Annotated in this window: 11 protein-coding genes; 8 read left to right on the top strand and 3 right to left on the bottom strand. The window is 58.3% G+C overall.

All coding sequences use genetic code 11. The annotated features are described in order from the left end of the window. Positions 1–89: 89 nt before the first annotated feature. Entirely contained in the window at positions 90–1,091 is a 1,002-nt protein-coding gene (locus ACIOWA_RS00055; RefSeq protein ID WP_401157546.1) for a FecR family protein, read from the top strand. Positions 1,092–1,145: 54 nt separating this feature from the next. On the opposite strand, the gene ACIOWA_RS00050 is transcribed toward ACIOWA_RS00055, so the two are convergent. Beyond that, entirely contained in the window at positions 1,146–3,491 is a 2,346-nt protein-coding gene (locus ACIOWA_RS00050) for an acylase (RefSeq protein WP_401157544.1), read from the bottom strand. Positions 3,492–3,792: 301 nt separating this feature from the next. Between ACIOWA_RS00050 and ACIOWA_RS00045 the strand changes: the two genes are divergently transcribed. Further along, positions 3,793–4,170, top strand: coding sequence for a fe2+ zn2+ uptake regulation protein (locus ACIOWA_RS00045; RefSeq protein ID WP_339465762.1), 378 nt, complete (start codon positions 3,793–3,795; stop codon positions 4,168–4,170). Positions 4,171–4,188: 18 nt separating this feature from the next. Here ACIOWA_RS00045 and ACIOWA_RS00040 read toward each other — a convergent pair whose 3' ends face one another. Beyond that, positions 4,189–4,377: a hypothetical protein gene (locus ACIOWA_RS00040; protein WP_221731631.1), complete on the bottom strand. Its 189-nt coding sequence runs from the start codon at positions 4,375–4,377 to the stop codon at positions 4,189–4,191. Between the two features lie 157 nt (positions 4,378–4,534). Between ACIOWA_RS00040 and ACIOWA_RS00035 the strand changes: the two genes are divergently transcribed. The 6 genes from ACIOWA_RS00035 to ACIOWA_RS00010 all read left to right on the top strand — a co-directional run bounded on the left by ACIOWA_RS00035 (position 4,535) and on the right by ACIOWA_RS00010 (position 11,987). After that, positions 4,535–4,675, top strand: coding sequence for a hypothetical protein (locus ACIOWA_RS00035; protein WP_221731630.1), 141 nt, complete (start codon positions 4,535–4,537; stop codon positions 4,673–4,675). Between the two features lie 261 nt (positions 4,676–4,936). Then, the gene (locus ACIOWA_RS00030) at positions 4,937–6,184 is read left to right on the top strand and encodes an MFS transporter (protein WP_401157542.1); all 1,248 of its coding nucleotides are present in this window, start codon (positions 4,937–4,939) and stop codon (positions 6,182–6,184) included. Between the two features lie 10 nt (positions 6,185–6,194). Beyond that, positions 6,195–7,325, top strand: a complete 1,131-nt coding sequence (locus ACIOWA_RS00025; protein WP_401157540.1) for an acyl-protein synthase — start codon at positions 6,195–6,197, stop codon at positions 7,323–7,325. A gap of 1 nt (position 7,326) precedes the next feature. Then, positions 7,327–9,732 carry an aldehyde dehydrogenase family protein gene (locus tag ACIOWA_RS00020; protein WP_401157538.1) on the top strand — a complete coding sequence of 802 codons (2,406 nt, stop codon included), beginning with the start codon at positions 7,327–7,329 and terminating at the stop codon, positions 9,730–9,732. A gap of 43 nt (positions 9,733–9,775) precedes the next feature. After that, positions 9,776–11,086: a phenylacetate--CoA ligase family protein gene (locus ACIOWA_RS00015; protein ID WP_401157536.1), complete on the top strand. Its 1,311-nt coding sequence runs from the start codon at positions 9,776–9,778 to the stop codon at positions 11,084–11,086. Then, a complete protein-coding gene (locus ACIOWA_RS00010) occupies positions 11,064–11,987 on the top strand; it encodes a GNAT family N-acetyltransferase (RefSeq protein ID WP_221731625.1) in 924 nt (307 codons plus the stop codon). The genes ACIOWA_RS00015 and ACIOWA_RS00010 overlap by 23 nt, the downstream gene beginning before the upstream one ends. Before the next feature lie 45 nt (positions 11,988–12,032). Here ACIOWA_RS00010 and ACIOWA_RS00005 read toward each other — a convergent pair whose 3' ends face one another. Beyond that, a complete protein-coding gene (locus ACIOWA_RS00005; RefSeq protein ID WP_221731624.1) occupies positions 12,033–12,566 on the bottom strand; it encodes a hypothetical protein in 534 nt (177 codons plus the stop codon). Positions 12,567–12,912 lie beyond the last annotated feature (346 nt).

Here is a 12,912-nt window from a genome sequence, read left to right as displayed (position 1 = left end):
ATAGTTTCCGTTTTGATGGGCAAATGCCATGACTGATGTTCTCGGCCACTTCCCGTCAAGGTTAGAATGTGCGAAATCAGGACGACTCAATGACCCAAGACACTCTCTCGGAAGCCGAATACGATGCCGTCACCGATGCCGCTGCGCACTGGTGCATGCGCCTGCACGCCGCTGACTGCACAGATGAAGAGCGTCGCGCTTTTGAGCATTGGCACGCCGCGCATCCGCTGCATGCGTTCGAGTATGAGGCCATGCTGGAGATTTGGGACGTTGCCGGACACCTGCCACGCCCCGAACCTGCCGTTGCTCCGCCGATTGCCCAGCCAGCCCGCTCGTGGCGTCAATACGTTATAGCGGCGACGGTCTGCGCGCTCACGTTGCCGCTGGCGGCCTACACCGGATGGAATCTTGGCTGGCTACCCAACAGCTATCAGCATCTCTCAGCCACCGACAATGTCCGCCAGGTCACGCTCAGTGACGGCAGTCAGCTCGAACTGAACCTGAACACCGATCTGACCTTCAGCAATTACAAAAACGAACGGCGAGTCACCCTGAAAAAAGGTGAGGCGTACTTTGCGGTCAGTCACGACCTGTCTCGCCCGTTCATCGTACGTGCCGGCGAGGGCCGGATTCGGGTAACCGGTACGCGTTTCAACGTCTGGAAGTATGAGGATCAAGTGCGGGTCAACCTGATCGAAGGCTCGGTGCTGGTGAGCAGCAACACCGCGTTGCCGGGCGATGGTTTGCGTCTCGGGCCGTCCATGCAGGCACGCTACAGACACGGCGACTACACGCCGCAGGTCAGCCAGACCTACCCCAACGACACATCACTGGCCTGGCGCAGCGGCAAACTGGTGCTGGACAACATGGCTCTCGATGACGCGTTGCCGCTGATCAACCGCTATCTGGCCAAGCCGTTGATGCTCGCCGACACCCACACCGGTTCGATTCGGGTGGGCGGCATTTACAACATCAAAGAACTCGACAACCTCGCCCACTCACTGCCCAAAGTCTTGCCCGTCTACCTGACGCGCAACAAGGAAGGCAACCCGGTAATCAATTCGATACCCAGGCAACCGCCAAAAAGCTGAAGGCCGCGCCCTTACGGGGTGCGGCCTTCATGCCTGGCTCAATGAACGCTGTACTTATTGCGCAGCCACTTCTGCCGCCTTGCCCAGCGAACCGTGAATGGTTTGCACCTGATATTGCGCATCCCCCTGAATCTGCTGTTCGGTAAACGGCAGCACACTCCACCGTTTCTTAGAGAACGCCTCGGTCTGGTCCCGCGAATACTTCGATGCCGGGTCGCTGGACAGCGAGAACGCCAACAGTCCCTGCGCGTGCGGACCTTTCTCATCGAAGGTCACGACTTGCAGATAACTGGTGCCGCTGACCACTTCAAGTTTGCCGTCTTCGCGGGGCACGCTCTGGATGGCATTGTAGATCCCCAGCGTACCCGGTCCGCCATGAATCGGCGTCTGCTGCCCACCACTGCTGGCCACTTGAATATCACCCCAACGGGTTTGCGGCGTGAGGCCCATCTTGTCGACCGACGCGACCGACGCCAGCATCGCTTCACGCAGTGCCTTGGCCACCGCTGGCTGCTCGACAGCCAGACCGCGCGGTGTGTGTTGTGCGTCTTTCGGATCGAAGGCCACGCGCCAGATATCCCCTGACGTCTGCAACGCTTGCATGATGTTCTGGAAATGCACCAGGCCCAGGCCCGCATCCAGATTGGCCCGACCGTCCCACGCCTTGAGGCTGGCACACAGCGGTTTCAGTGTTTGCGCATCGGCACCAAGATCGGTGGCGCAGAACGCCAACAGATCCGGTGCAACCTGGCTCGCCAGATAGACCTGATCATCCATCACCATTTGCTGCAGATCCTGCACCGCCACCGACCCTTTTTTACTCAGGCCAGCCAGACGCTCCAGCGCAAACCGGGAGCGCAAGCCCAACGGCTGGCCTTCCTGACTGATCAGCGGTGAGAAACCGGTGAGCGGTTGCGCCGGGTTGGCCAGCCAAGCGGAATCGTTGGAGTGCTGGACGAAGTCCTTGCGCAGCAATTGCGGCAATTGGCTGGACGCATAAATACCCTTTTGCGCTGCTTTCGGATCAATGTCCCAGGCGCAATCGCTGTTGGCGCCGTCCAGCACGATCATCTTGGTACCGGCTCGCGGGTCGCTGCACCTGGCCAGTTTTTCACGGCTGACGTTCGGCACCACGGACAGGTTCATGTACAGCGTTTGCCCCTTGTCATCCGCTGCGAGCGTATTGACCCACGGGATTCCCTGGATCTTGTGCACCGAGTTCTGCAATTGCTCGAGCGAGGAAGCCTGGTTCATTGCATACCATTGCTTGAGCACACGATCGTTATCGAGGTTGGCATCACGCAGGCTGTAGGCAAACTGATTATCCCAGTCGAGCTTGCCCGGCCACTGCACGATCGGCCCGAACTTCGAGCTATAGACGTCACGTACGTCCGGCACTACCTGCCCATCAGCCTGTTTGATCTGCACGGTCACCGTCTGCTTGCTCATCGGCACTGATTGACCGTCGAGCAAATAGTGCGTCGGGTCTTTCGGATCGAGTTGCAGCCGATACAAGGTGAAGTGCCTGGAAGCGTCGACTGTGTGAGTCCAGGCCAGGTGCTGGTTGAAGCCAATGTTGATCATCGGCAATCCCGGCAAGGCCGCGCCCATGACATCGAGCTTGCCAGGAATGGTCAGGTGCATTTGATAGAAACGCATACCGCCAACCCAGGGAAAGTGAGGGTTGGCCAACAGCATCCCGCGACCGTTGAAGGAGCGTTCACTGCCCACCGCCACGGCATTGCTGCCACGGTCCAGTGCGAAGCGCTGCAGGCGGGCGTCGGCCAACGCGTAGGCGTGACTGACGTGTTCAACCCGAGCCGTGGCATGAGGCGGCGTTGCGCCCGCCAGGGCTTCGGCGAACTGGCCGACACCCCCCTCGACCAACAGGCGACGCGTCAGTTTCACCAGGTCTTGAGGCGTGATATCGCGCACCCACTCGCCCTGACATTGTTGCGGCAGGCCCTGCTCACGGCGCTGGGCTAGATAGCGGTTATAGCCGGCGGCATACCCCTGCACCAGATCCCGCACCTGAACAGGTTGCGCCCGCCAGAATTCGTTGACCGCTTCAGGTGTATTGAGCCAGGTGAAAAACACATCGCTGACACGGTTTTCGCGCTGTTCGACGGTGAACTGCTCCGGCCCGAAATAACGTGAACGCTGACCATTGACCGTTACGATCTCATTGGCCAAAAGACACAGGTTGTCCTGTGCGTAGGCGTATCCGATCCCGAAACCGAGACCACGTTCGTCTTGCGCACGGATATGCGGCACGCCAAAACCGGTGCGCCGGATTTCGGCGCTGGTATCGAGGGCCGGGCTGAACGCATGGGCCGACAGGCTCAGCCCAAGAAACATACCGGCAGAGGTCAGTCTGGTTAAGTGCCTGGAAATAATCACGCTCGCTCCTGATCGAAATACCGAAGAGCGGACCCGGCGTTGCTGCGCCAAGCCAGTGAGGGGCCGCGGGTCCGCTCTGGAAACACCCATGCGTCCACGCGCAATGAGCCTGTGATGGAGACGAACCTGTAGAAAAAAATTTAGCCCTCGCAACAGCGGTTATGTGCCGTGATTACACAGAGAGGACGAATTTCCGACAAAATTTCTACATTTTTTCTTTCATGATTTGTCGGGTTGATACGTCTTGTTTGAAAGACCGTCAAAAACCTTTCCCGATCAGGCTCTGAAAAGGAGTAATCGCATGTACAACTCGCAACTACCAACGGACGGTAGCCAGGCCCCACAAGGAGCTTCCATGAGCCCCCACGCGAGCGATTTCGGGCAACGCGTCGACCGTCACGGCAATGAACGTATCCGGTTACTGCTGAAAAGCTTCGGTCTGCGCACCAGCCTGATCCGTCTGAAAGTCATCGACGCCCTGCTGGTTGCGGCCCAAAATGATCGGCATCTGGGCGTGCGCGGCGTCCACAGCCAATTGCTGGATCTGGGTATTCCGCTGTCGTTTCTCAGTGTGCGCGAAGTCCTCAAGCGTCTGTGCGCCGAGGGTGTGATCACCTTCAATGCAGACAAGAGCTACAGCCTGCATCCGCAGGCTGCTGCCGTTCTCAACAACGATTGATGCGTGCGGCGAGCGCCGTCAGGGTTTGACCTTGCGGCGCATCACGCCGTTGATCACGACCACGACCACCGCCACACCGATGGCGATGTACTGAAATGTCTTCTCACTGATCATGCCGGCGTTTTGCAGCCAGGACAGGCCGAGCATGATTGCCAGCACGGACACGGCGATCACAATCGAAAAAATCAAGCGTTGCTTCTGGGTCATTGCGGCTTCCTGAAACTTTGGAATGTATCCGGTTTGTATCCGCTTGCATGCCATGCGCTTACCGTTTTACGGGGATGCGCCGCTGCAAACGGGGTCTCATATTACAGCCGCTGAAGAGTTTTGGCTTCATGACGGCGTAACCATGAGGATTTTTGAAATGCTGCGTCGAATCACCTGGCTGATTCCGGTTCTTGCCCTGCTGACCCTGAGTGGTTGCATCATTTTCCCCCACGGCGGCTGGCATGGTGATCACCATCGCCATTACCAGGGAGGCCCTGGCTATTATCAACATCGTTAGAAGGAAGTCGTTCACCCTGCCCGTTTACCAATAATTGCGGCAGGTGGAAGCGCACAAAACCGACCCTGTAAACAATGCCCGCCATTCAGCGGGCATTGTTTTATCACAACTCGCCGACAACTTAGTGCGCCTCACAACTTTTCTGATCCATTAAATAACCTGCAAGCATTTGAAATTTAATGTCTCAGCAAAGCGCTAGGTGACAAGAGCACCTCCGCCTAGTCTCTGCAAACTTTTCCGCGACTATAAACAAGGAAGTCCATGCAGAGAACATTGATTAAAATCGCCCCACGACAAGTTATCGGATTCTGTCTGGCCCTTACGGCTTTTGAGTTACTGACTTATATGGCCAGTGACTTGATCATGCCGGCCATGTTGAACGTTACCGCGCAACTACAGGCCGATGCCCGTCATGTACCCAATGCTTTCAATCTTTATCTACTGGGGGGTGTTTGCCTGCAGTGGTTGATCGGAGCGCTATCCGATCACTGGGGACGACGGCGCGTGTTGTTGATCGGCTGCGCGCTGTTCGCCGCCGCTTGCACAGCCGCTTTCACCATCCACAGCATAGAAGCGTTCAATGTGCTGCGACTGGTGCAAGGCATGGGCGTGGGTTTTGTTGTGGCGGTCAGTTATCCGGCGCTTCAGGAAGTGTTCAGCGAGGCCGATGCTGTGCGCTTGATGGCGCTGCTCGGCAACGTTGCGCTGTTGTCGCCGCTGCTGGGGCCGATACTCGGCAGTCTATTGCTGGAATGGCTGACTTGGCGCGATCTGTTTCTGGGCCTGGGTCTGGCAGCCGCCGCCGTGTGGCTGGGGCTCTATGCCTACATGCCGGAGACCGTCGGCGTTGTGCGCCGAGATGGCAGCCTGCAAGCGCCGGAGCCCTTCTCCTTGCGCCAGATCCGCCGGCGCTACCTTACCCTGCTCGGCAACCGGAGGTTTCTCGGCGCAAGCCTCGCACTAGGGTTGATGAGTCTGCCCTTGATCGCCTGGATCGGCCTGGCACCGTTGCTGCTGATCCAGTTGCAGGGCCTGACGCCGCTTGAGTACGGACTATGGCAAATCCCGATTTTCTCTGCCGTGATCGTTGGCAACCTGATTCTCGACCGCTTGCTGGTCACTCACGCGTTACCACAGTTGATTCGTCTGGCGCTTTGGCCGTTCTGCCTGGGCCTGCTGACACTGATAGGTTGCGCACTGTCTGGCGCAGGTGTGGGGCCAGTGGTGGCCGGTCTGTCGCTGTACGCCGTTGGACTGGGTATCAGCAATGCCGCGCTGTATCGCCTGGCGCTATTCAGTACTGACGACAGCAAAGGTCTTGTCTCAGCCATGATCGGCATGCTTTCCATTGCCGTGATGGGTGTCGGCGGCTCGATCATTGCGGCGATCGGTGGCGGCACACGTCTCGAACTCTTCGCCATTTGCGCCGCGCTCAGTGGCCTGATGTGCCTGCCCTTGCTTCACGGGTTCTTGCGAGCCGCAAAGAACTGTTTCGCCCCTCCTCGATAAAGGACTATTGATGATCCACTTACCCTCAAGCGACGCGCTCTGCGCGTTGACACAGCCCTATTGCCCGGACTCAGTACCCTCGGGGCTGTTTGACCGGGCCATGGCTGAAATCAGCCGGTATCACTGCCAGCAGACGCCGGGCTACGAACACTGGTTGAACGCCAACGGGATCGAGGCCAGCGATCTGGACAGCCTGGATGACTGGTCACGTCTGCCGCCGATCTTTGCCAACTTCTTCAAACAGCAACTGCTGCTCAGCCGCGCTGGGGAGCAGGCTCTGGAACTGACGTCGTCCGGCACCAGTGGCCAGAAAAGTCGCATGCGCTATGACGAACGCAGCCTGTCTGCGGCCCAATTCATGGTCGCGCAGATCTTTCGTCATTACAGCTGGGATACCCCGGACACGCCGTGCAACTACCTGCTGCTCAGTTATGAGCCGCAAGGTCGCATCACACTGGGCACCTCATTCACTGATCAGTTTCTATGCCGTTTCGCTCCAGCCAATCGCGTGGTCTACGCCCTGCGCAGCAGCGGGGACGGCCATCAGTTCGATCTGTTTGGTGTCATTGCCGCCTTGCAGGCGTTTGCCGAAGAAGGTCTTGCGGTGCGCATTCTCGGCTTTCCGGCATTTTTGTGGCAAACCCTGCAACGGATGGAAGATAGCGGCGTGCCCGATCTGCAACTGCCCGCGGGTTCGTTGGCGTTCTTCGGTGGTGGCTGGAAAACCCAAGCGGCCCAAGAGATACCCAGACAGCAGTTATATGCGCGCATCCACCGGCAATTGGGCATCGAAACGTCGCGCTGTCGCGATGGTTACGGCGCAGTCGAACACGCCGTGCCTTACATCGAATGCGAGCACCATCATTTCCATGTCCCGGTCTATTCGAAGGTGTTCGTGCGCAATCCCCAGGACTTCTCTGTTCAGCCCTATGGCCAGCAAGGCTTGCTGGGATTTGTCTCGCCCTATATCTCGTCCAGCCCCGCGCACGCCGTGGTGATGAGCGATCTGGCCACACTGCACCCTGGCGCGAGTTGTGGCTGCTCACTCGCCGGCGACTGGTTCGAACTGCATGGCCGCGCTGGCACTACGGCAGGCAGAAGCTGCGCGATGGCGGCGTCCGAGTTATTGGGGAGGCACTGATATGTATTTGATCAACGGCCATTTGCATAACGATTCCACGCTCGACCAGGCGCTTGAACACCTCGACCATGACCTGGTGCAACACCTGAGCACGCCGCTTGAAAGCAACACCGTGATGGCGGCTGCCGCACGGTTTGCCGAGCAATTGCGCAGCCCCGATTACACGTCGGTACTCGATGCAGGGCAACGACAAAGCCTGATCGCTTTCTGCGACCCGCAAGCGTTGCAAGTCAAATTGCAACGCGAACTCGGCACGCAACCTGAATCATTGCGCCGAATCAATTATCGGCAAGCGTGTTTCGAGTGTTGGAGCCCGCTCGGACTGGTCGTGCACATCACCCCGGGCAACGCGCCGTTACTGGCATTCTGCGCCGTACTGGAAAGCCTGCTGGCTGGCAACGTCAACTGGTTGCGCCCCAGCAGCAGCGATCGGAACCTGACCGCGCAACTGCTCGGTGCATTCGTGCAATGCGATCTTACCGGTCAACTCGCGAATTACGTGGCGGTCTTGCCGGTCAAAACTGAACACATTGGGGCATTGTGCAAACGCGCCAACGGTGTCGCGGCCTGGGGCGGCGAATCGGCCCTGCACGCGATTCGCCAGCAGATCCCGGCTGGCTGTCGCTGGATCGATTGGGGACACCGCATCAGCTTCGTTTATCTGACACCCGATGCCGCCACGTCGCAGGCGCTGGATGCCGTCGCCGATGAGGTCTGCCGGCTGGATCAACAGGCCTGCTCCAGCCCGCAATGGTTGCTGGTGGACAGTGACGATCCGGTGGTGTTGCAAGATATCGGCGAGCGCCTGGCTGAAGCTTTCGAACGACGCAGCGGGCAGTGGCCGGCGCTGTCGCCCACGCCCGAAGAAGCCTCACAAATCATCACACACACGCACATGGCACGCCTGGCGCAGAGTTTCGCCCGGCAAACCGGTCGCGTGTTCAGTGCGTCGGGCTGGCGAGTGATCTGGGCGCATAACCGCCAACTCAGTCCGTCGCCACTGTTTCGCAGCGTGCTCTTGCACCCTGTGCCCCGCGCGCTGATCAGCGCCACCCTGTTGCCTTGGCGCAATGTCCTACAAAGCTGCGCGCTGCTGTGTGCCGAACCGCATATCGGCGAATTGGCGCGAACACTGATCGGCGCTGGTGTGACGCGTATCGCGCCAGTGGATGGCATCCACGACGGCTACGACGGCGAACCGCATGATGGCGTTTACGCGTTACAACGCCTCAGCCGACGGGTATCGGTCAGCGTGCCTGGCGCCGTCCTGCCAACCCACGCCACCCTCGACCGCACGCCGCTCAACGCGCCGCTGTCCGGCCAGCCGATCATGGACAAACACGCCTTCACCCACCAGCCGTTCAACCCAACGGCGCAGTTGTACTTCCGCTCTGGAGGCAGCAGCGGCACGCCGGCGCTGTCCGGCTACAGCTACCGCGACTTTCATCGGCAGATGCGTGCAACCGCTGACGGTTTGTTTGCCGCCGGTCTCGACCCATCGCGAGACCGGGTGATGAATCTGTTTTTCTGCGGCGGGCTCTACGGGGGGTTCCTCAGCTTTGCCAAAGTGCTCGAACTGCTGGACATCACGCACTTGCCGATGGGAGCCCCGGCTGATGACGATTACCGCGAGATTGCCCAACTGATCATTGACCAGCGTGTGACGGTCCTGATGGGCATGCCCAGCACCGTGCATCGCCTGTTCCTCAACGAACGCGAAAGGTTGCAGGCCTATGGCGCAGTCAAAAAGGTTTTCCTTGGCGGCGAGCACCTGAGCGAACAGAACCGGGCGCTACTGAGCGATTGCGGTGTTTCCAGCATTCGCTCGGCGATTTACGGCAGCGTCGACGCAGGCCCCCTCGGTCACGCTTGCCAAGCCACGGGCGACGGTGTGTTCCACCTGATGAATGACACCCAACAGCTGGAAATCGTCGCACTTGACGACGATCTTCCCGTCGTTGGCAATCAGGTGGGTCGACTGCTGTTTACCTCTATCGCTCGGCAAGGGCAGACCGTACAGCGTTATGACGTTGGCGACACCGGACGCTGGGTGCCCGGCCTGTGCCAATGCGGACTCACGTCGCCACGCTTCGAACTGCTGCAACGGCATGGCACGCTGATCCGCCTCGGCACCGACTTCATCTCACTGAGCGAATTGGCGTTGCACCTGCAGGTCCCGTTCCAACTGCTGCTGGATCATGCCCCCGACGGCATCGAGCGAATCCTGGTGCGCAGTGAACTCGAAGCGGCACAGGTACACACCCGGTTATCAAACTACTCGACCCTGATGACCGTTTATGAAGCCGGACTCTTAATACTGAAAGTTGAAGTCTGTCCGACTGAACACTTCACTCGAAACAAACACAGCGGCAAGACGCCGCTACTGATTGACTCAAGACGAAAATAAAAACCGGCTAACTCGATCAGGCCTTTATATAAAAGAGAACACTATGGAAACAACCGATCCTGTGAACGAGTTGATTACGTTCGTTCGTCAGCACTCACACTTTTACGGGAAACACTTCGCGGATATTCCCGAGAAAAAAACATCACTCGCGCAACTGCCGTTGATTGATCCTGTTGCCTACTGGAACAACAGTCAGAGCCTCAACACTTGGCCAGTGTTGACTGGGCCCGTGGAACACGCACTGGTTTTTAAAACCGGCGGTTCCACCAGCGCCGGCAAACTCTCGGTTTATACCCAGGATGAATGGCGACAACTGGTGAGTGACTTCGGCGACAGCCTGAATGGGCAGTTCAAATCCGGTGACCGGGTAGCCAACCTGTTCTTTGCCGGCGACCTCTACGCCAGCTTCCTGTTCATCCATGATTCATTGGCGCACGTCGCACAAGACATCACCGAGTTCCCGTTCACCGGCGACGTCGGCTCAGACGTTCTGGCCGAAGCCGTGGTGCAGCACTCGATCAATGTGCTGGCGGGTCTACCCGCGCACCTGCTGACCTTCGCCAGTTGGCTCAATCGTCGGGGGCAGACACTGCCCGGCGTCGACACCCTGCTTTATGGCGGAGAAAGCCTGTTCGCTTCGCAACGTCAACGCCTCCATCTGGCGTTTCCCAGCGCACGCATCAGCTCGATTGGCTACGCCAGCGTCGATGCCGGTTTCATCGGGGCCAGCCACCACGACTGTGTCGAAGGCGAGCATCGAATGCGTGACGACCACATCATTCTGGAGATCATCGACGAACAGTCCGGTGAAGTGATCGATGCCTGTGACCAGATCGGTGTACTGGTACTCACCCACCTCAAACGTCGATTGATGCCACTGATTCGTTACCCGGTGGGCGACCGCGCCTGTTGGCGAGAGCCCGTTGGCGCGGCGCGGCGCAAATTCGCGCTCAGGGGCCGCAGTGCGAACAGCCAACGGGTTCGGCTGGGTATTTTGTCACTGATCCCTCATGAAATCGGCGATTTGGTCCGGCGCACCGCGGCCAGTGACGACTGGCAACTGGTGATCGAACAGAGTGCGCACAAGGATGTGTTGAGCCTGAAATGGGTGCCAAGCACTCGATCCCCCGACCTGGATGAAGTCAACCGAAGCCTGAAGGCCGGGCTGATCGAACGGTACCCGTTGATTACGCAATTGCAGGCAAACCAACTTCTGGATCTGCATACCCAAAGCTGCACGCTTGAAGATCTGCCACGCCATCCGCGTTCGGGCAAATGCCTGCGAGTGCTGGATCGGCGCCGCTACGAACACAACGACAAGGAGGCGCCTGATGGAAACGTTGATCCTGCGTAACTATCGCGACACCGATGCGGCGGCAGTCAGTCAACTGTTCCGGCAAGTGTACGGCGACCATTACGTGCAACCCCATGTCTACCTGCCGCACATGATCAGCCAAAACCACGGCGACAAGCGCTGGCACTCGCTGGTCGCCGTGGTCGGACAGCAGATCCTGGGGCACGCGACCCTGTTCAGGGACAACGGCTCACACAGTGCCGAACTGGCCTTGAGCGTCGTTCACCCTGACACCCGCGGACAAAACATCGCGACGCGTCTAGGCCAGCAACTGTTGATTCACGCACAAGCGCTTGGCTGTCACGACGTTTCAATCAAGCAAGTGACCCATCATCCGTACACGCAACGCATGGCAATCAATATCGGTTTTCACAACACCGGACTGCTGCCGGATTACGTCCCTTCACCCTTCGGCTGCCCAACGCCTGAATCGATCGTCCTGGGTTGTCGCGTCATCGACGGGTATCAACGCCCATTGCCCAGACAGACATGGCCAGCCAGTTGTCGGGTTTTCATGCAGCACCTTTGTCGTGTATTCGGCACGCGAACGCATGCACTTCCCTGGCGTGGCGCACCGGTTCAACTTGAACAACACGCTGATCGGCATGACATGCGGCTAAAGGAGCTGAGTCCGAGCCTACTCAAGCAGTTACAGGCATTACCGCAACATTGGCTGATTTCGATACGCCTGAGACTGTCGCGCCATTTCGCCAGCGATCTGAACAGGCTAACGGCCATCGGCTTTGTATTTACCGGCCTGGCACCCGGCGACGACACGGAAGGGAGCTGGCTCGCGCTCTTTCATCGCGGCGTCCGACAATGCGCGCTAAAGCTGCATTGCCCGCGCATGCAGGTCCTGCATGATGAGGTTCAGCGCAATATCAGGGGAGGCTGGAATTAACACATTGGCCCGTCGCGATTGGAACGGGCCATCTTCTTCTGACGCTCACGCCTTGGAGCTGACGCCTTTGTCGGTTGGCGGCGTCGTGCCGTTACCCTTGCCATAGGTCTTGAGGTTCTGCAGCACGTAAATGGCTTTCTTGTACTCGGGGATCAAACCGTTGGCGTATTTGTCGCCCTTGATCGCGTTGGTCTGAATGGTATCGAGTTGCGTGGCGAAGTACTCCAGCGCACTGAACTTTGCATCCGGATCTTTCTGCACCCCGAAACGATCGAACTTGTCACCGGCGTTGAGCAGGGTCATTGCCGTCAGATCGGAAATCAGGCCTTTGCTGCGCAAGAATGTACTGAGGTTGCCCAACTGCTTCGCCGACACGTTATCCGGGTCGAAACCCTTGATGTTCTTGTGCAGCTTTTGCTTGTCCATCTCAGCGATGTTCAGCGCATTCGGATCGTTGCCGACCAGGGTCAGCATCTGCCTCACCTTGGTGCTTTGCGACACCTGTTTGCCTCTACTGCCGGTGTCCTGCACCAGCAAACCCGCCTTGCTCTGCCAAGCACCGGTATAGCCGATAGTCATGAGTGAGTTCCTTGAAGAACGAGCATGAAAATGTCCTTGTTGACCTACTTTGGTGCTCGTAAGTATCGGCGGGCCAACTAGTGGCACCAACCTTTTTATCCGTTTGCTTACAATTCTCGTACATTCAGGTAGAAATTCTCAAAACACCCCAAAAGATGGAACCGCGTGACTCATCTGAAATTGTCACGGGTAGCGTTTTTTGCACTGATCAACCCCCCCGGTGTCAGGATAGTTGTCGCCTCTCCGGTTTTTCCAAAAAAAGCATATCGGGGGCGGAAAGAGACTGGTCGTGCCGTACTATTCACCTGAACGCAGAGCCGCATTACTTAAGATGCTGCTTCCCCCG

The organism is Pseudomonas sp. NPDC087614 (genome assembly GCF_044743485.1).
Taxonomy (GTDB): Bacteria; Pseudomonadota; Gammaproteobacteria; order Pseudomonadales; family Pseudomonadaceae; genus Aquipseudomonas; species Aquipseudomonas baetica_A.
Note: the sequence above shows the minus strand (reverse complement) of the source record. Positions and strands in the feature narration are given on the sequence as shown.